We start from the raw sequence: 17,187 nt of genomic DNA, 5'->3' as shown, positions 1-17,187 counted from the left end.
ATGACGGTTTCAAGAGCCCTCAACCCCTCTCCTCAGGGGCCCAAACATGCCAGCGCCGAAGCGTCGCGGATGTTTAGTAATTTGTTTAGTGATGCAATTTTTACTAAACAAGGCAAGCGAATTCGTCGCTGCGCCGCAGCATGACGGCGCCGGCATCTGAAAACGTTGGTAAAAGCGCCGAGCGTGGTGTGGACGGGCGCGGAGTCTGGAGGCCGTGCGGGCTGATTTCGACCAGGCTCGCAGGCCGTCTCCCGGCTCAGTCGACCTTCTTGGTGCTCACCATGACTGTCCGGATCGGTGGTGCCGGCGGCAGCAGCGCGCGAATGTCGCCGAAAGGAAATATCGGCTCGAAGCGGAAGGCTTCGGCCTGCGAGGCTTGCTCACCATTGCACTGGCCGGAGCGAAAAAGGTTCTGCGTCCGGGCGGCGTCGGCGAAGCGATCCGGGTCCTGCGATTGGTGCATGCGGATGGCCTGCGCCTTGATCTCGGCATGGGCGGAAATATCGACATAGTGCGTCGGCGAAAATCCGGTGCCGCCCATCGTGTCGGCATGCAGCACCGGAACGCCGAACGAGGCCGCGATGCGCACGCCGTCGGACAGCGCGCGGTGGTCGGCGTGATAGTCGTTGGGCGCGTGCGTGATCACGAGGTCCGGCCCGATCTCGCGAATGAGTCCTTTCAGCGCGCCGATCAGCGCGGCGTCGGCCACCAGCTCGCCGTCGGGAAAGTCGAGGAAGCGCGGCGTCGCCCCCAGCAGCGCGGCCGCGGCCGTTGCTTCCTCGCGCCTGACACGGGCGAGAATGACGGGATCGCTCTTGCCGCCCCTGGCCCCATCCGTGGCCACGGCAAAAGTGAGTTCTGCGCCTTGCGCCGCATAGGCGGCCATCGTACCGAACATGAAGATCTCGATGTCGTCCGGATGCGCACCGAGAGCCAGTATTTTCAATGCTTCTCTCCCCGGAAATGGAACAACGTGACGAACGGAATCCTGCTCGCCCTGATCGCCTATGCAAGCTATTCGGGCAGCGATGCCGTTATCAAGAGCCTGGGCGGACAGTTCACCGTCTTCGAGATCGGTTTCTTCGCGACCTTGTTTGCCGGCTGTTTCCTGTTTTTCACCCGCCCGGCGGGCGAACGCTGGCGCGATTTCTGGCGCATGAAGCGGCCATGGGCCGTGCAGGCCCGGGCCTGGGCCGGCATCGCGTCCGGCGTACTCAGCGTCTATGCTTTCACCCACATTCCCCTGGCCGAAGTCTACGCCTTGATCTTCCTGGCACCCTTGCTGGTCACCATCCTGTCGACCGTCATCCTGAAGGAAAAGGTCGGCCCCTGGCGATGGCTGGCCGTGGTCGCCGGCTTTGCCGGGGTGATGCTGGTGGTGCGGCCGGGCTTTCGTGAATTGAACCTCGGCCATCTGGCCGCCTTCGTGGTTGCCTTCCTCGCCGCGACCAGCGTCATCCTGATGCGCTCGCTCGCCCAGCAGGAGAAGCGCACGTCGATGCTCGGCGTGCTTGTCGGCTATGGCCTGGTGTTCAACGGCGTCGGCGCCGCGACCACCTCGTTCACCTTGCCGAATGCCATGCAGTTGGTCTGGCTGGCGTTGGCCGGCGCCTTCACCGCAGGCGGACAATTGCTGCAATTGCTCGCCGCCAAATACGCGCCAGCCAACCGTATAGCGCCGACGCATTATTCGCAGATCGTCTGGGCGGTCATCCTCGGCGCGCTGTTCTTCAAGGAATATCCCGACTGGCTGTCGTTGGTCGGCCTCGCGGTCGTCGGCGGTTCCGGCTTGCTGACCATGGTGCGCGAGGAAGTAAGGCTGGGCACGGTGCGCTGGAACCCGTTTTCGCGGACCCGGCTCTGAGCTGGTGCCAGTTGCACGGCGACCGTGACCGCTGATATGCGGACGCGATGACCGCAAAACCCTTGCCGGAGCTTCCGGTATCAGCCGTGCTGCCGGCGCTGAGCGAGGCGCTTGGCTCCGATAACAGCGCCGTGCTGGTGGCGCCACCCGGCGCCGGCAAGACCACGCTGGTGCCGCTGGCGCTGCTCGACGCGCCGTGGCTGGGTGCGGGCAAGATCGTGCTGCTCGAACCGCGCCGGCTTGCCGCTCGCGCCGCCGCCCGCCGCATGGCTGAACTGCTCGACGAAGAACCCGGCGCCACCGTCGGCTATGCCATGCGCATGGAAAACCGCACCTCGGCAAAAACCAGGATATTGGTCGTCACCGAAGGCGTGCTGGCGCGCATGATCCTCGACGATCCCGAATTGCCCGGCGTCTCGGCGGTGATCTTCGACGAATTTCACGAGCGGTCGCTCGACGGCGATTTCGGTCTGGCGCTGGCACTCGACGTGCAAGGCGCCCTGCGGCCGGACCTGCGGCTGCTGGTGATGTCGGCGACACTCGATGGCGCGCGCGTCGCAAGGCTCCTGTCGGGCGCCCCGGTGATCGAAAGTGAGGGCCGCGCCTTCCCCGTCGATATCCGCTACGACGAACGGCCGGCCGGCATCCCGGTCGAGGACGCCATGGCCAAGGCGATCCGCTCCGCCCTTGCCGACGAGGTCGGCAGCGTGCTTGCCTTCCTGCCTGGCCAGCGCGAGATCGAGCGCACCGCCGAGCGGGTGTCCGGCAAGGTCGGCGCAGATACCGACATCGTGCCGCTCTATGGCATGCTCGACGGCAAGGCGCAGGACGCGGCGATCAAGCCGGCGCAACCAGGCCGCCGCAAGGTGGTGCTGGCGACCTCGATCGCCGAGACCTCGATCACCATCGACGGCGTGCGGGTCGTCATCGATTCCGGCCTGTCACGGCTGCCGCGCTATGAGCCAGCTAGCGGTCTCACCCGGCTGGAAACCGTGCGCGTCAGCAAGGCATCGGCCGACCAGCGCGCCGGCCGCGCCGGGCGCACGCAAGCTGGCGTCGCCATCCGGCTGTGGCGCGCCGAGCAGACGGCGGCATTGCCCGCCTTCACGCCGCCGGAAATCCTCGAAGCGGATCTTTCGGGCCTGCTGCTCGACTGCGCCGCCTTTGGCGTCGCCGATCCCGCGACGCTCGCCTTCCTTGATCCGCCGCCGGCCCCGGCGCTCAACGAGGCAAGGGTGCTGCTGCGCGCGCTCCATGCCATCGACGAGGCCGGGCGTCTGACCGAAGCGGGCGCGTCGATGCGCAAGCTCGCCCTGCCCGTGCGGCTGGCGCATATGGTTGCCGAGGCGGCCCGAAGCAGTCATGCCGGCGAGGCGGCCATGCTCGCGGTGTTGCTCACCGAGCGCAGCCTTGGCGGCGACGGCCCCGATCTGGAGCGGCGGCTGATGCGATTTCGCGCGGAAAGATCGCCGCGCGCGACCGCCGCGCGACAGCTTGCCGAGCGGCTAGCCAAGCAGGTGGGCGGTACAAAAAACAGCGAAGCTGGACCTGCCGGTCCTCTGCTCATCCACGCCTGGCCGGACCGCGTCGCCAAGGCGCGCGGTGAACGCGGGCGTTTCGTGCTGGCCAATGGCTCCGGCGCCATGCTCCATGCCGCCGATCCGCTGGCCGGCGAGCCGTTTCTAATCGTCGCCGACCTGCAGGGCAAGGCGCAGAATGCGCGCATCGCGGCAGCGGCGGCAATCGGCGAGGACGACATCCGCGCCGCGCTGGCCGACCGGATCGAAACGCGCAGGCAAACGAGCTTCGACCGCGAGCGCCGCGCCGTGCGGGTGCGCGAAACGGTGCGCCTCGGCGCCATCACGCTCGCCGAGCGCATGCTGCCGCCGCCTTCAGGCGCGGATGCGGACAGGGCGATCCTCGATGCCTTGCGCGAACACGGATTGTCGCTGCTGAGCTGGAACAAGGAGGCCGAAACGCTGCGCCAACGGCTCTCCTGGCTGCATCGTGGGCTTGGGTCGCCATGGCCCGACATGTCGGATGCTGCCCTCATCGAGCGCCTTGACGACTGGCTGCTGCCGTTCCTGTCCGGGGCCGCATCCTTTGCCTCCATCGATTCCGGTGCTGTTTCGGCCGGGCTGGCTTCGCTCGTGCCGCACGACCTCCAGCGCAAGATCGACACGTTGGCGCCGACCCATTTCGACGCGCCGTCCGGCAGCCATTTGCCGATCCGCTATGACGGCGAATGGCCGGTGCTGGCGGTGCGCGTGCAGGAACTGTTCGGCCTCGATCGCCATCCTTCGATCGCCAGCGGCACCGTACCGCTGACGCTGGAACTCTTGTCTCCGGCGCACCGGCCGATCCAGACCACGCGCGACCTGCCCGGCTTCTGGCGCGGCTCCTGGGCGGATGTGCGCGCCGACATGCGCGGCCGCTATCCCAAGCACGTCTGGCCGGAAAACCCGCTGCTGGCGGCGGCTACCGCAAGAGCGAAGCCGAGAGGCACCTAGCCTCGGGAAGCTTGGGCGGACCGCTTGGATCAGGAGGGGGTTCCTTGAAAATTTGGCGCAAACATCAACCAGTTCGTCATCCATGGGCTGAGCAAGGAGCGCAGCGACGCGGCGCGGACCCGAGGATCCATGCCGGGACTCTGAAGCGTCACCACGGTCCAGAATTCTGCACCGCTGCACTCCACGTCCAGGGTCGCGGCATGGATCCCAGGTCTCCGGGACGGAGCTTCGCTCCTGCTTCGCCCAGGGATGACGACGTCGGGGGGCTTCGGCCAATCGCGAATGCCGACTGCGCACCGCTACTGGCGCTTGCCCTCCTGCGGCTGTAATCCATGGCCATGATCAACGTTTTGCGTTCGCCCGATTTCCAGCAGAGCCAGAGACTGCGCCTCAACACGTTGATCCGGCTGCGCTGGCTTGCCATTGTCGGCCAGAGCGTGACGGTGCTCGTCGTCGCCTATGGCCTGAAATTCCCGCTGCCGGTCAGCCTGTGCTTCGCGCTGATCGCCTGCTCGGCCTGGATGAACCTGTATCTCGCCTTCCGCTTTCCGGCCGCCCACCGGCTCACCCCGTTCGCCGCCTTCGGCATCCTGATCTTCGACAGCCTGCAGCTTGCCGGCCTGCTTTACATGACCGGTGGCCTGACCAATCCGTTCTCGCTGCTGATGACCGTGCCTGTCGTCATCTCGGCGACGTCGCTGCCCTTGCGGCTGACCGCGCTGCTCGGCGGGCTGGTGATGATCGCGGCGACCTTGCTTGTGTTTGTCCACCTGCCGCTGCCCTGGCACGAGGGCGCGCCGCTGGAGATGCCCTTCATCTATGTCGCCGGCATGTGGATGGCGGTGCTGTCCTCGATCGCCTTCACGGCGATGTACGCCTTCCGGGTGGCGGCCGAAGCCCGGCTTCTGGCCAATGCGCTTGCCGCCACGGAACTGGTGCTGCAGCGCGAGCAGCACCTTTCGGCGCTCGACGGCCTCGCGGCGGCGGCGGCGCACGAACTCGGCACGCCGCTCGCCACCATCACGCTTGTCGCCAAGGAGATGGAAAAGGCGCTTGGCAAGGATCCGAAATACGGCGAGGACGTAAAACTGCTTCGCTCCCAGAGCGAACGCTGCCGTGAAATCCTCAAGCGCCTGACCAGCCTGTCGACCGAGGGCGAAGCGCATCTTTCCCGTCTGCCGCTGACCTCGCTGGTCGAGGAGGTCACCGCGCCGCATCGCGACTTCGGCATCTCAATCAAGCTTCGCCCAGGCGAGCGAACCGGGCCGGAACCGGTCGGGCGCCGCAACCCGGGCGTCATCTACGGCCTCGGCAATTTGGTCGAGAACGCCGTCGATTTCGCCCGCAAGAGCGTCACCGTGCGCTGGAGCTGGGACGAGGCCATCGTCACCTTCTCGATCATCGACGACGGCCCCGGCTTTCCCCCCGAGATCATCGACCGCATCGGCGAGCCCTATATGTCGACGCGCCAGGGCAATGAAGCCGGCGGTGGCCTGGGGCTTGGCCTGTTCATCGCCAAGACGCTGCTCGAACGCTCCGGCGCCACGCTCGACTTCCGCAACTCGAGCGGACTGGGCGAGGGCGCCGTGGTGCAGATTTCGTGGCCCAGAAACGTCTTCCTGAACCCGGAATCGGCGCCCGCGACGATGTTTGACACTGCGTAAATTGGACAATAGCGACGCAAAACTATATCTGCGTAAAATTAAGGCAGCAGGATTTTCAAGACGATGACTGGCGATGAAAATATCGGTGCAATGGTTGAAGGCGAGGACACCTCCCTTCTGATCGTCGATGACGACAAGCCGTTCCTCACACGCCTGGCCCGGGCCATGGAAACCAGGGGTTTCGTGGTCGAGACGGCCGAGAGCGTCGAGGAGGCGGTCGGCAAGGCGCGCGCCAACCCGCCGGCCTACGCCGTGGTCGATATGCGGCTCGGCGACGGCAACGGGCTCGACGTCGTTGCCGCCATCCGCGAGAAGCGCGAGGACTCCCGCACCATCATCCTGACCGGCTACGGCAACATCGCCACCGCGGTAACCGCGGTAAAACTCGGCGCCGTCGATTATCTGTCGAAGCCCGCCGATGCCGACGACATCTTCGCCGCACTCACCCGCACCGCCGGCGAGCGCGCCGCGCCTCCGGAAAATCCGATGTCGGCCGACCGCGTCCGCTGGGAGCACATCCAGCGTGTCTACGAAATGTGCGAGCGCAACGTTTCCGAAACCGCGCGCCGGCTCAACATGCATCGCCGCACGCTGCAGCGCATACTGGCCAAGCGCGCGCCGCGCTGAACAGAGCTTCGTCATCCTTGGGCGTAGCGACGCGAATCAGACCATAGATGATGAAGTGATGGGCTTTCCCAGCCAAACGTCGAGGCACGCCATCTGCCAATGCGAACTATACAGACTTAGGAAACCAGAAGTCTTGCGGTGCCGGCGACGCCTGCGCATCATTGTAGCGATTGGAACCCGGCCGCCGGACCAGGCAACGGAGGATACATGCACGACGAGCGGCAAAAATCCGTCTTCCGCGAATTTCTCGACAGCGAGGCGGCCGGCGGCGTCATTCTCATGGTGGCCGCCGCGCTGGCGCTGATCGTCGCCAATTCGCCGCTCTCGCAAACCTATTTCTCCGTTCTCCACGCCTATCTTGGCCCGCTCAGCGTCTCGCATTGGGTCAATGACGGGCTGATGGCGGTGTTCTTCCTGCTCGTCGGCCTCGAGATCAAGCGCGAGATGCTGGACGGCCAGTTGTCCACCTGGCCCAGGCGCGTGCTGCCGGGTGTCGCGGCCGCCGGCGGCATGGTGGTGCCGGCGCTGGTCTATGTCTTCGTCAACCGCGGCAATTCGGCCGCCCTCGCCGGCTGGGCCATCCCGACCGCAACCGACATCGCTTTCGCGCTCGGCGTGCTGTCGCTGCTCGGTAGCCGCGTGCCGGCATCGCTGAAGGTTTTCCTCACCGCGCTTGCCATCATCGACGACCTCGGCGCCGTCATCATCATCGCCATCTTCTACACCAGCGGCCTGTCGCTGGCGTATCTGGGGGCGGCCTTCGCCGTCATTGCCGCGCTCGTCGTGCTCAACCGCATGCGGGTGATGACGCTGGTGCCTTACCTGGTACTCGGCGCCATCTTGTGGGTGCTGGTGCTGAAATCGGGCGTCCATGCCACGCTTGCCGGCGTGGCGCTGGCTTTGACCATTCCGCTCGAACGCTCCGCCGGGATCGGCCATGACCTCGACCATTCGCCGCTGCATCGGCTCGAACATGGCCTGCACAAGATCGTGCCGTTCATCGTCATTCCGATCTTCGGCTTTGCCAATGCCGGCGTTTCGTTCGCCGGCCTGAGCCTTGGCGCGCTGATCGAGCCGTTGACGCTGGGTGTCGCCGCCGGCCTCGTGCTCGGCAAGCTGGTCGGCGTCTTCGGCTCCTCCGCGCTCGCCATAGGGCTTGGGCTGGCTGATTTGCCGGCCCATGCCGGCTGGCGGCATATGATCGGCATTTCGCTGCTCTGCGGCATCGGCTTCACCATGAGCCTGTTCATCGGCCTGCTCGCCTTCGCCAGCGATGTCGCGCTGCAGGACGCCGTCAAGGTCGGCATTCTGGCAGGCTCCTTCATCGCCGCCGTCCTCGGCGCCGCAGTGCTGTTGATGGCACCGGAGGCTGGCGAGGAGAGCGAGGAGTAGCGCGCGTCCGGAAGCTACTCGCTCTCCCCGTCGAGCGCCGGCACCGACACGCCTGCCAGTTCCGCGGCCAGCAGCCGCGAGGCTCCGGCGCGTGCGATCCGCAGCATCAGCGCCTTGCGCGTTGCCGCCGCCATGCGGTGCTCTGGCGCGTCGCGCAGGATTTCCGCGCCGTAGCCGTCGGAAAGGATGAAGCCGCACTCCTCCGGAAAAATCTCCGAAGGCACGCCGGGATGGGTGGCGAAGAAGAAGCGGTCGGAATGCAGCCGGTAGTCGGGCCATTTGCGATCGACGCGAAAATCCTCGATCGAGGATTTGATCTCGATGATCCAGATGTCGCCTTGCCGGGTCAGCGCCACGAGATCGGCGCGGCGGCCGGTCGCCAGCGACAGTTCAGGCAACACATGCGCGCCCATTTCCATGAGCAGCCGCTGCACGCCACGCCGCACCAGCATGGCACGCTCCGACTGGCGACCGTCGATCAGGGGATTGATTGCGATAGGGGAGATGATTGGCATGCAGGCACCATGCCAGATTCTGTTCACGGTTTGAACCCGTTTTTGTGGGGCGATTATATACTTTACAAACCACGAGCACGAACCCGGCGAATGAATTCTTCGGCCAACGAACGCACGCCGGCAGCGCGAGGCCAAAGTGATTTAGGGTGGCGGTCGCGGCCCTGCGATCTTATCAGGAACGAGAGCCGAAATCGTCAATTGCGCCAACGAAGGCCTTTACGCCGACCGACCATTGCAGGACGATAATCCTAGGTGGGGCGATTCTCGTAGGAAATCGCAATGGCTAGGTCGAAACCGTCAAAGCAGTTATCGCAGGCTGAAATCGAGCGCTTTCTGGCGGCAGCGGAGGCGTTGCACCTAAGCATCATCAAGCCGCTCATATCGCCGCATTGCGACCACTACCGGGCAACGCGGACCCTGCATGAGGTGCTTTTGAAGGCTGTGCGGGACATCACTGGGCAGGAAGTCGAGTTCATCCGGTGGAACACTACTGGACCGGTCAGGCCGCCTACGGCTGGATAAGCCTTTTGACTTAATTGAGGGATCGCTAATTTAGAGCATAGGGTGTGTGACGCGGGCCACCCACATCCCATTTCCCCCACCCTGCATGGCCGGTACGAGTGCTTGGACCCAAAGGGGCATGGTGCCGGCCATTCGCCCACGGTTCGGTAGCGCCTACTTGCCGGTCATCCAATCCACCAAGCAAGCTTCCACCCGCTCACACCCGGTGTATTCGTATACCAGGCTGGCCGCGATATCGCGCCACTGACACTCTGGCAAATTCGTTTCCCTGACCAGTTCGCGGAATGCAGAGCGGAGAATGTCGGCATCGAACGCGGAGACGACAACCGGAGCCGGGTCGGCGCCTTCCCAATCAAGCGCCCTGTCCCGGCCGCGAAGGCGTTTCAGCAGTTCGCGTGACGCTTTGATAGCCTTGCGGGATTGATCCATGTCCCGGCGGAATGCGGCTGTTCCCGCCAGGCTATGATGCCGCAATCTGTAGCTGGTTTCTATGACCGTCTGTGCGATCTCTATGTGAGTTGGGACCATCGCAGCCTCCCCTGCCGAGCAATGGTTAACGTCCGATTTGTAAGCCCGCTGAACCGGGTCTTTCAATAACAAATGCTTGTACGGAATCAGACCGAGAGGGAAGGGGCGGCCCGTTGCGATTTGGGCCGGGTCTGTCAAATATGATCGCCCATAAAGGGCGATTATCGGTTTGAGAACCCAAAAGCCCCCAAAAGAAGTCAGACCTCAGCTCTTGAACGCCTAATTTGGAGGCAATACCATCGACTCGATGGGGCTGGTGAAGCGACGTTGAACGACGATAAGGGCGAACATCTTTGGGCATTTGACCTTGCCGCTTTGCGCGAGGCCTTCGGTAAGTTCGTTCAGGAGCACAAGACCACGGTTCCTGAATGGGGCGAACACGCCAAGCTGTTTCTCGAAAAACAGAGAGATCACCAGGTACAGCGCCGCCTTCCGTGATCGCACCATATCTTCCTGAGTATAATCTGGTATTGATCCGGCGTGGCCTCATGCCGTGTCGATTAATTTTCAATTTTAACTATAAAGAATCGCAAGACTAAAGTCTTGCATCTCGCCAACGAAGGTCTGACGTAACCGCCTTAGTTCCGGTCTTGTCCATCGGATGTTCTATTACTTTAGCAAATTAGCATATAGCGCAACCCTTCTATTTTCGGTGCTCGGTTTCTAGCCGGGCTTTCTTCTAGTCCTGAGGACCGGATTCTCTCGATGGCATCTGCGGTCATGCCGACATGGCCGAGATATCCTGTGCCTCGACTTCCTTTGCGATGACTTCCCGCAGAATGTTCAACAGCACCATGCAAGACACCTGGCTGTCGGTTGCGGGCCTCACGATCTCGGTCATCTCCGCTCCATGGCGAGAATGCGACTTGCCGGGTGGAGACTGGACGAGGCTACCGGCCACAGGCAGCCAACCGGGCTCCGGGGCAACCCGAGCGCCTTCCGCGATCGCACCATAATTTGTCTGAACGCAGTCTGGTAATGATCCGGCGCGGCCCTATGTCATGCCGATCACCTTCCGTTCTTAACTATAAGACGGCAGGACTAAAGTCTTGCGTCATGAGCGCAAAGGTCTGACGTAACCGCTTTGGTTCCGTTCTTGTGCATTGGACGTTCCGTACTTTAGCCAATTAGCATATTAGACTTACCTAAATCAGTTTTCGCGCGCGAGTCAGCCGAAGCACGCCTATCCGGTCCGTTCCAGACATTGAACGGATGGGTACACGAGGTCATCGCGCCGGCCGGCAAACCTCTTCTCGCTATCGCCTCGCCGAAACGGCTCCGTCGCCAGCCGCTCCCGCCATATCGTCCAGGATCGGGCAGTCCGGCCTGTTGTCGCCATGGCAGGCATGGATCAGCGTCTGCAGGGTCGAACGCATCGACTGCAGCTCGCGCACCTTGTCCTCGATCGCCTTGACATGGGCGGCGGCGATCTCGCGCACGTCGTGGCTGGCGCGGCTGCGATCCTGGTAGAGCGCCATCAGCTGGCGGCAATCGTCGATGGAAAAGCCGAGATTGCGCGCGCGGCGCAGGAAGGCCAGCCGGTGGATGTCGTCGCCGGAATAGTCGCGGTAGCCGTTGGCGGCGCGCGCCGGCGCGATCAGGCCGATCTCCTCATAGTAACGGATGGTCTTGGCCGGCAGGCCCGAGCGGTTGGCGGCGTCGCCGACATTCATGGCGGTTTCCCTGATTTTGCAGGCCCGCGGTTCAGGCCCATTGAATTTGCTTCACAATCCGGCGGAGGCTGTTGCCGAAATGCCGCAGTGATACGCTTACCAGCAGGTAAGGTCCTGGATATAGGCATCGCGTGCTTGGCAAGCAAAGCAAATGCCAGCATGAATGATGGCGAGAAGGCGGCCGACTCGTGCCGCTCTAAGTTTGGGCGGGGCTCCGGATCACCTCATGCGCATGAAGTCGCTCGCAATAGTTGCCGCAATGGCGCTGTCCACTGCACTCGCCGGCTGCAGCACCATTGGCGGGCAGATATTTTCCAACGACTATGGCGCGGTGACCGATGCCGGTTACCAGCTGCCGCGCATCCCGATCGAGAAGGTGCCGTCGAAGTATCACCGCCAGGAAGTGAATTACGACACCAAGGAAAAGCCCGGCACGATCATCGTCGATACGCAGAACAAGTTCCTCTACTTCGTAGAGGGCGACGGCCTGGCGATCCGCTACGGCATCGGCGTCGGTCGCGAGGGCTTCGAGTGGCATGGCACCGCCCATATCGCGATCAAGCGTGAGTGGCCGACCTGGACGCCGCCTTCGCAGATGATCAAGCGCCAGCCGGAACTCGCCAAGTTCGCCAGCGGCATGGAGCCGGGCCTGAAGAACCCGCTCGGCGCTCGCGCCATGTATCTGTTCAACAAGGGCGGTGACATGGGTTACCGCCTGCATGGCAGCCCGGAATGGAACTCGATCGGCAAGGCGATGTCGTCGGGCTGCATCCGGCTGATGAATCAGGACGTCATCGACCTTTATGACCGCGCCTCGGTCGGCGCCAAGGTCATCGTCCTCTGATCGTGGTCGCAAGACCAGGGTCAAAGCAGTTCGTACGCGGACCGTCTAGGCAACAATGGACGTCCCAAAACAGAAAACCGGGCAATTCGGCCCGGTTTTTTGTTTTTTACGGTTGGCAATAGAGCGAAACGATCAGGCGACCTGCTCGACCTGCTGCACTTCCGGCACGAAATGGCGAAGCAGGTTCTGGATGCCGTGCTTCAGCGTCGCCGTCGATGACGGGCAACCGGCGCAGGCGCCCTTCATGTGCAGGAACACGGTGCCGTTCTCGAAGCCGCGGAAGGTGATGTCGCCGCCATCCTGGGCCACCGCCGGGCGCACCCGCGTGTCGAGCAGCTCCTTGATGGTGATGACGAGATCCTCGTCCGCCTTGTCGTAGAATTCGCCGGTCTGGCTGGTTTCGGCGGCGGGACCCGCCTTGGCCATGACAGGCGCGCCGGACATGAAATGCTCCATGATGGCGCCGAGGATCGCCGGCTTCAAATGCTGCCAGTCGGGGCCGTCCTTGGTCACGGTGATGAAGTCATAGCCGAAGAACACGCCGGTGACGCCGGGGATTTCGAACAGCCGGCCGGCCAGCGGCGAGGCCACCGCCGCACTGTCGGCATCGCGGAAATCGGCGGTGCCTTCCAGAAGCACTTCCTTGCCGGGCAGGAATTTCAGCGTCGCCGGATTTGGCGTCGATTCGGTCTGGATGAACATGGACGTCTCCGTGCCCGTGTCGGGCAGATAGTTTGGAATAGTTCTAAATAAGCTCTATCGGCTCGACATTCAAGCGAAACGCGTCGCCGGAACGGCTGGCTGGCGGAATGTTTTGCTAGCTGGGGAATCGAAATTCCTGGCAGGCTTCAGGCGAGACTGTCGATCTCCTCGTCGGAAAGGTTCTGCGGCACGACGGTCACCGGAATGGGGAACGCCGCACCCTTGCCGGCCACGGCGCCGACCAGCGGCCCCGGGCCTTCCTTGCCGGCGCCGGCCGCCAGCACCAGGATGGCGATATCCTGGTCTTCCTCGATCAGCCTGTGGATCTCCTCCGTCGGCTTGCCTTCGCGCACCACCATCTCCGGCTCGATGCCGAGCTTCTGGCGCACCTTGTTGGCATAGCCATCAAGCGCCGCGCGCGCCGTGGCGTTGGCCTCTTCGCGCATGATCTTCTCGACGCCCAGCCAGTGCTGGAAATCATCAGGGACGATGACATAGAGCAGCACCAGCGTGCCGCTCGTGCTCTGCGCCCGCTTCGAGGCGTAGGCGACGGCACGCTCGCATTCCGGCGTATCGTCGATGATCGTCAGGAATTTCCTGCGATGACCGGCTTCACGGATGAGGCGTTTGGAGACCATGTCTATCTGCTCGATGTGTTTTCGGCCGCAATCTGCCACCGCCACCATCCGGCCGCAAGCGGCCGGCTGGCGGCGGTGTCTTGGTACAGGTCAGCCCTGCAGCAGGCCGACGATGTCGCGCACCGTCTTCATCGTCGTTTCGGCCAGCACGCCGGCGCGTTCGCCGCCATCCCTGAGCACCGCGTCGACATAGGCGCGATCGCCCTGGATGCGGCGCATCTCGCCGGCGATTGGCGCCAGCTTCTCCACTGCCAGATCGGCCAGCGCCGGCTTGAACACCGAAAACTGCTGACCGCCGAATTCCTTCAGCACCTCGGCTTTGGAAAGCTCGGCGAGACCGGCATAGATGCCGACCAGGTTTTCGGCTTCCGGCCGGGTTTCCAACCCGTCGACTTCGCTCGGCAAGGCTTCCGGATCGGTCTTGGCCTTGCGGATCTTCTTCGAGATGGTATCGGCGTCATCCGTCAGGTTGATGCGCGACAGGTCCGACGGATCCGACTTCGACATCTTCTTCGACCCGTCGCGCAGGCTCATGATGCGCGCCGCCGGGCCGCCGATGACTGGTTCGGTGATCGGGAAGAAGCCGTTCACCGTCTCCTCGCCAACCTGCATCTCGACGCCGACGCCAAGGCTGGCAATGCGGTCGGAGAAATCGTTGTTGAATTTCTGCGCGATGTCGCGGGTCAGCTCCAGGTGCTGCTTCTGGTCTTCGCCGACCGGCACATGGGTGGCGCGATAAAGCAGGATGTCGGCCGCCATCAGCGAGGGATAGGCGAGCAGGCCCAGCGAGGCATTCTCGCGGTCCTTGCCGGCCTTGTCCTTGAACTGCGTCATCTTGTTCATCCAGCCGATGCGCGCCACGCAATTGAAGATCCAGGCAAGCTCGGCATGCTGCATGACCCGCGACTGGTTGAAGACGATATGCTTCTTCGGGTCGATGCCGGAGGCGAGGAAGGCCGCGGTAATCGACCGCGTCTGGTCGGCAAGGTCGTCATAGACGAGCTGCGCGGTCAGCGAATGCAAGTCGACGACGCAATAGATGCAGTCGGACGTGTCCTGCAGGGCGACGAATTTCTTGATGGCGCCGAGATAGTTGCCGAGGTGCAGATTGCCGGTCGGCTGGACACCGGAGAAGACGAGTGGCTTGAAGGCGGACATGGGTTTCCTCATGGCTTGTGGAGGGCCGTATAAGCATGATTCCAAAAAGTTGCAGACTTTTTGGAGCCAATCATGCGGCTGGAAACCGCACGCGGCGAAAGTCTTTGGACGGCGCGCTTATGGACGAAGGGGGCGGCAGGATCAAGGGGCTGGTTGGCCCTCCAAAGGCTCCTCAAGATATTGACATTTTGATGTAGGTGGCTACATTATTTCCGCTACATTCGATTGAGTAGGCACGTTATGGCGATCAACATCAACAACAAAGAAGCGGATGACTTAACGCGCACCTTCGCTAGAATTGAGGGCGTTGGCATAACCGAGGCGATCGTGATTGCCATGCGCGAAGCGCTTGAGCGCCGCCGCAATCGCGAGACGCCGTTGGAGACGGCAGCAAGGCTGCGCGCCGAATTTGGAATCGAGCTCAGCGAGCAGGCGCGCAAACCGCTGCCGCGCTCGGTCTACGACGAATTGTCCGGCGAAGACTGATGTTTGTCGACGGAGCCGCTATCGTCGCGATGCTCAGCCACGAGGCCGAAGCGCAGCGCTGCGCACGGGCCGTCTTGGAAGCATCGGCTCCGTTCACGTCGGCAATCGCGGTGTGGGAAGCGGCAATGGCCCTTTCGCGATCCGAAAAGCTAGCGGTGCCGGTCGAAGTGAGCCTCAAGATAGTCAGTCGTTTTCTCGAAGAACGGGCTATTGCCGTGCGGGAGCTTCCGCCTGCCGCGGACGCAACGTCCTTGTCCGTTGAGGCTGCGTCGCGGTTTCGCAACAACGCCATCCGACTGAATTTGGCGGATTGTTTTCACTATGCTTGCGCGCGCTACTATGCCGTCCCGATGCTTTCGACAGCCGACGAATTCCGGCTCACGGATCTGAAGACTGTTCCTTAGGCTGTGGTGTCTCCTTGCGTCCGACATTGCGCCGGATCATGCCGAAGTCCGCACCACCCGTGGCAAACGCGGTGACGAAGTAGAGCAGCGCTCCACCGGCGACGAGCGTCAGAAGCGTCGTCGCTTTGACCACCAGCGGCGAGCCGGGGCCGAGTCTGACGGCCAGCCAATGCTCGGCGAAATACAGCGCCACCGCCATGACCGCCGCCGACAGCACCAGGCGTGGAATGCGCTTCAGGAGCGGCACGTCGCGGCCCCAATGGCCGCGCCGGATGAGCATGCCAAGCAGCATCAGCGCGTTGACCCAGCCGGCCACGGCGGACGCCACCGCGATGCCGGGTGCGCCCATCCTGGGAAACAGCGTCAGCGCCGTGGCGACATTCACCGCCACCGAGATGGCGGCGAAGATCATCGGCGTGCGCGTGTCCTCGCGGGCGAAATAGCCGGGGGTGAAGGCCTTGATCAACACGAAGGCCGGCAGGCCCAGGCCGAAGATCGCCAGGATCGCCGCCACCGTCGGGGTCGAATGGTTGGCGGCGAACGCGCCGCGCTCATAGACCAGCCGCACGATCGGCTCCGACATCACCCAGAGTGCGGCCGCCGCCGGCAAGGTCATGAACAGGGTGAACTCGACGGAGCGGTTCTGCAGGTTGGCCGCCTCGATCAGATTGCCTGATTTCAGCGCCCGCGACAGTTCCGGCAACAGCACGATCGCCACTGCCACGCCGACGACGCCGAGCGGCAGCTGATAGACGCGGTCGGCATAGGCGAGCGAGGACACGGCGCTGTCTTGCGCCGACGCGATCGCCGTGCCGATCAGCTGGTTGATCTGGGTGATGCCGCCGGTGATCGCCGCCGGCAGCGCCAGGATCAGCAGCCGCTTCACGTTCGGCGTCATCTTCGGCCGGCGGAAGCCGATAGAGATGCCGGCGTTGCGCACCGCCACCCAGACGATGGCGAGTTGCACGATGCCTGCCGCCAAAACGCCCCAGGACAGGCTGAAGCCGACAGCGCGTGCATCCAGCCCCTGATACCAGGCGTAGCCAAGCACGCTGATCAGGATGATGTTGAGGAACGCCGGCGCGATCGCCGCCGCGAAATAGCGGCGCAGCGAATTCAGCATGCCCGCCATCATGGCGGCAAGCGACATGCAGATGAGGTACGGGAACATGATCGTCGCCAGTGCGACGGTCGTCTCGAACTTTCCAGGCGTGTCGGCAAAGCCCGGCGCCACCAGGTAGCGCACGATCAGCGGCATCGCCAGTTCCATGACGATGGTCAGTGCCAGCAGCGCGGTGAACAGCACGCCGAACACTTCCTCGGAGAAACGCTTGGCGCCGTCGGTGCCGTGCGTTTCGATCTCTTTGGCAAACAGCGGCACGAAGGCTGCGTTGAAGGCGCCCTCGGCGAACAGCCGGCGGAAGGTGTTGGGAAACTGGAAGGCGGCGTTGAACGCGTCGGCCACCGGCCCGGTGCCCAGCGCCGCCGCCATCAGCATCTCGCGGCCAAACCCCAGCGCGCGGCTCATCAGCGTGCCGGAAGCGACCGTTGCGAATTTCTTGACGAGGCTCATGCGTTCGGAGACTGCCTGTGAGCAATTCCAGGAAAAGTGCTAAACGGTTTTCCGTCCGGAATTGTGTTAAAACGAAAAGTTAGAGCT

The 17,187-nt window shown here is 63.4% G+C and carries 19 protein-coding genes; 10 read left to right on the top strand and 9 right to left on the bottom strand.

From position 1 onward, the window contains the following. Positions 1–256: 256 nt before the first annotated feature. Positions 257–946 (bottom strand): PIG-L deacetylase family protein, encoded by a 690-nt coding sequence (locus tag AC0NIH_RS01010; RefSeq protein WP_473466269.1) that lies wholly within the window; start codon positions 944–946, stop codon positions 257–259. A 27-nt stretch (positions 947–973) separates the two neighbouring features. On the opposite strand from AC0NIH_RS01010, the gene AC0NIH_RS01005 reads away from it, so the two are divergent. From AC0NIH_RS01005 to nhaA, 5 genes are all read left to right on the top strand, one after another. Then, on the top strand, positions 974–1,864 hold the full coding sequence (locus tag AC0NIH_RS01005; RefSeq protein ID WP_473466272.1) for a DMT family transporter: 891 nt from the start codon (positions 974–976) through the stop codon (positions 1,862–1,864). 47 nt (positions 1,865–1,911) lie between these two features. Then, positions 1,912–4,374, top strand: a complete 2,463-nt coding sequence (hrpB, locus tag AC0NIH_RS01000) for an ATP-dependent helicase HrpB (RefSeq protein ID WP_473466275.1) — start codon at positions 1,912–1,914, stop codon at positions 4,372–4,374. A gap of 332 nt (positions 4,375–4,706) precedes the next feature. Further along, positions 4,707–6,038 (top strand): ActS/PrrB/RegB family redox-sensitive histidine kinase, encoded by a 1,332-nt coding sequence (locus tag AC0NIH_RS00995; RefSeq protein WP_473466278.1) that lies wholly within the window; start codon positions 4,707–4,709, stop codon positions 6,036–6,038. A gap of 63 nt (positions 6,039–6,101) precedes the next feature. After that, on the top strand, positions 6,102–6,665 hold the full coding sequence (locus tag AC0NIH_RS00990; RefSeq protein WP_013891447.1) for an ActR/PrrA/RegA family redox response regulator transcription factor: 564 nt from the start codon (positions 6,102–6,104) through the stop codon (positions 6,663–6,665). A gap of 207 nt (positions 6,666–6,872) precedes the next feature. Next, positions 6,873–8,057 (top strand): Na+/H+ antiporter NhaA, encoded by a 1,185-nt coding sequence (gene nhaA / locus AC0NIH_RS00985; RefSeq protein WP_473466281.1) that lies wholly within the window; start codon positions 6,873–6,875, stop codon positions 8,055–8,057. A gap of 14 nt (positions 8,058–8,071) precedes the next feature. On the opposite strand, the gene AC0NIH_RS00980 is transcribed toward nhaA, so the two are convergent. Next, positions 8,072–8,572 carry an MmcB family DNA repair protein gene (locus tag AC0NIH_RS00980; RefSeq protein WP_023775811.1) on the bottom strand — a complete coding sequence of 167 codons (501 nt, stop codon included), beginning with the start codon at positions 8,570–8,572 and terminating at the stop codon, positions 8,072–8,074. Between the two features lie 279 nt (positions 8,573–8,851). Between AC0NIH_RS00980 and AC0NIH_RS00975 the strand changes: the two genes are divergently transcribed. Continuing rightward, positions 8,852–9,094: a hypothetical protein gene (locus AC0NIH_RS00975; RefSeq protein WP_287272567.1), complete on the top strand. Its 243-nt coding sequence runs from the start codon at positions 8,852–8,854 to the stop codon at positions 9,092–9,094. Positions 9,095–9,247: 153 nt separating this feature from the next. On the opposite strand, the gene AC0NIH_RS00970 is transcribed toward AC0NIH_RS00975, so the two are convergent. Beyond that, positions 9,248–9,760, bottom strand: a complete 513-nt coding sequence (locus AC0NIH_RS00970) for a hypothetical protein (protein WP_473466285.1) — start codon at positions 9,758–9,760, stop codon at positions 9,248–9,250. Between the two features lie 129 nt (positions 9,761–9,889). Between AC0NIH_RS00970 and AC0NIH_RS00965 the strand changes: the two genes are divergently transcribed. Continuing rightward, a complete protein-coding gene (locus AC0NIH_RS00965; protein ID WP_156934436.1) occupies positions 9,890–10,060 on the top strand; it encodes a hypothetical protein in 171 nt (56 codons plus the stop codon). Between the two features lie 280 nt (positions 10,061–10,340). On the opposite strand, the gene AC0NIH_RS00960 is transcribed toward AC0NIH_RS00965, so the two are convergent. Together AC0NIH_RS00960 and cueR are read right to left on the bottom strand one after the other, a co-directional pair. Next, positions 10,341–10,463, bottom strand: a complete 123-nt coding sequence (locus AC0NIH_RS00960; RefSeq protein ID WP_473466288.1) for a hypothetical protein — start codon at positions 10,461–10,463, stop codon at positions 10,341–10,343. 415 nt (positions 10,464–10,878) lie between these two features. Beyond that, the gene (gene cueR / locus AC0NIH_RS00955; protein WP_023766313.1) at positions 10,879–11,295 is read right to left on the bottom strand and encodes a Cu(I)-responsive transcriptional regulator; all 417 of its coding nucleotides are present in this window, start codon (positions 11,293–11,295) and stop codon (positions 10,879–10,881) included. Between the two features lie 226 nt (positions 11,296–11,521). On the opposite strand from cueR, the gene AC0NIH_RS00950 reads away from it, so the two are divergent. Beyond that, positions 11,522–12,139, top strand: a complete 618-nt coding sequence (locus AC0NIH_RS00950) for a L,D-transpeptidase (protein ID WP_013891441.1) — start codon at positions 11,522–11,524, stop codon at positions 12,137–12,139. A 132-nt stretch (positions 12,140–12,271) separates the two neighbouring features. On the opposite strand, the gene AC0NIH_RS00945 is transcribed toward AC0NIH_RS00950, so the two are convergent. The 3 genes from AC0NIH_RS00945 to trpS form a co-directional block, all read right to left on the bottom strand. Continuing rightward, positions 12,272–12,841: a NifU family protein gene (locus AC0NIH_RS00945; RefSeq protein WP_287272564.1), complete on the bottom strand. Its 570-nt coding sequence runs from the start codon at positions 12,839–12,841 to the stop codon at positions 12,272–12,274. 146 nt (positions 12,842–12,987) lie between these two features. Next, on the bottom strand, positions 12,988–13,479 hold the full coding sequence (locus tag AC0NIH_RS00940; protein WP_013891439.1) for a universal stress protein: 492 nt from the start codon (positions 13,477–13,479) through the stop codon (positions 12,988–12,990). 90 nt (positions 13,480–13,569) lie between these two features. Beyond that, positions 13,570–14,637, bottom strand: coding sequence for a tryptophan--tRNA ligase (gene trpS / locus AC0NIH_RS00935; RefSeq protein ID WP_224688736.1), 1,068 nt, complete (start codon positions 14,635–14,637; stop codon positions 13,570–13,572). Positions 14,638–14,877: 240 nt separating this feature from the next. On the opposite strand from trpS, the gene AC0NIH_RS00930 reads away from it, so the two are divergent. Then, positions 14,878–15,123: a type II toxin-antitoxin system VapB family antitoxin gene (locus AC0NIH_RS00930; protein ID WP_023766315.1), complete on the top strand. Its 246-nt coding sequence runs from the start codon at positions 14,878–14,880 to the stop codon at positions 15,121–15,123. Continuing rightward, positions 15,123–15,527 carry a type II toxin-antitoxin system VapC family toxin gene (locus AC0NIH_RS00925; RefSeq protein ID WP_473466293.1) on the top strand — a complete coding sequence of 135 codons (405 nt, stop codon included), beginning with the start codon at positions 15,123–15,125 and terminating at the stop codon, positions 15,525–15,527. The genes AC0NIH_RS00930 and AC0NIH_RS00925 overlap by 1 nt, the downstream gene beginning before the upstream one ends. Here the strand turns inward: AC0NIH_RS00925 and murJ are convergent. Beyond that, on the bottom strand, positions 15,502–17,100 hold the full coding sequence (murJ, locus tag AC0NIH_RS00920; RefSeq protein ID WP_473466296.1) for a murein biosynthesis integral membrane protein MurJ: 1,599 nt from the start codon (positions 17,098–17,100) through the stop codon (positions 15,502–15,504). The genes AC0NIH_RS00925 and murJ overlap by 26 nt on opposite strands. Between the last annotated feature and the right edge of the window lie 87 nt (positions 17,101–17,187).

The organism is Mesorhizobium sp. WSM1386, assembly GCF_055901595.1.
Note: the sequence above shows the minus strand (reverse complement) of the source record. Positions and strands in the feature narration are given on the sequence as shown.

What these genes read in the sequence shown, in the direction of transcription:
- hrpB (WP_473466275.1), top strand. Translation starts at nt 1,912, where the DNA reads ATGACCGCAAAACCCTTGCCGGAGCTTCCGGTATCAGCCGTGCTGCCG.
- AC0NIH_RS00995 (WP_473466278.1), top strand. Translation starts at nt 4,707, where the DNA reads ATGGCCATGATCAACGTTTTGCGTTCGCCCGATTTCCAGCAGAGCCAG.
- AC0NIH_RS00990 (WP_013891447.1), top strand. Translation starts at nt 6,102, where the DNA reads ATGACTGGCGATGAAAATATCGGTGCAATGGTTGAAGGCGAGGACACC.
- nhaA (WP_473466281.1), top strand. Translation starts at nt 6,873, where the DNA reads ATGCACGACGAGCGGCAAAAATCCGTCTTCCGCGAATTTCTCGACAGC.
- AC0NIH_RS00980 (WP_023775811.1), bottom strand. Translation starts at nt 8,572, where the DNA reads ATGCCAATCATCTCCCCTATCGCAATCAATCCCCTGATCGACGGTCGC.
- AC0NIH_RS00975 (WP_287272567.1), top strand. Translation starts at nt 8,852, where the DNA reads ATGGCTAGGTCGAAACCGTCAAAGCAGTTATCGCAGGCTGAAATCGAG.
- AC0NIH_RS00960 (WP_473466288.1), bottom strand. Translation starts at nt 10,463, where the DNA reads ATGACCGAGATCGTGAGGCCCGCAACCGACAGCCAGGTGTCTTGCATG.
- cueR (WP_023766313.1), bottom strand. Translation starts at nt 11,295, where the DNA reads ATGAATGTCGGCGACGCCGCCAACCGCTCGGGCCTGCCGGCCAAGACC.
- AC0NIH_RS00950 (WP_013891441.1), top strand. Translation starts at nt 11,522, where the DNA reads ATGCGCATGAAGTCGCTCGCAATAGTTGCCGCAATGGCGCTGTCCACT.
- AC0NIH_RS00945 (WP_287272564.1), bottom strand. Translation starts at nt 12,841, where the DNA reads ATGTTCATCCAGACCGAATCGACGCCAAATCCGGCGACGCTGAAATTC.
- AC0NIH_RS00940 (WP_013891439.1), bottom strand. Translation starts at nt 13,479, where the DNA reads ATGGTCTCCAAACGCCTCATCCGTGAAGCCGGTCATCGCAGGAAATTC.
- trpS (WP_224688736.1), bottom strand. Translation starts at nt 14,637, where the DNA reads ATGTCCGCCTTCAAGCCACTCGTCTTCTCCGGTGTCCAGCCGACCGGC.
- AC0NIH_RS00930 (WP_023766315.1), top strand. Translation starts at nt 14,878, where the DNA reads ATGGCGATCAACATCAACAACAAAGAAGCGGATGACTTAACGCGCACC.
- AC0NIH_RS00925 (WP_473466293.1), top strand. Translation starts at nt 15,123, where the DNA reads ATGTTTGTCGACGGAGCCGCTATCGTCGCGATGCTCAGCCACGAGGCC.
- murJ (WP_473466296.1), bottom strand. Translation starts at nt 17,100, where the DNA reads ATGAGCCTCGTCAAGAAATTCGCAACGGTCGCTTCCGGCACGCTGATG.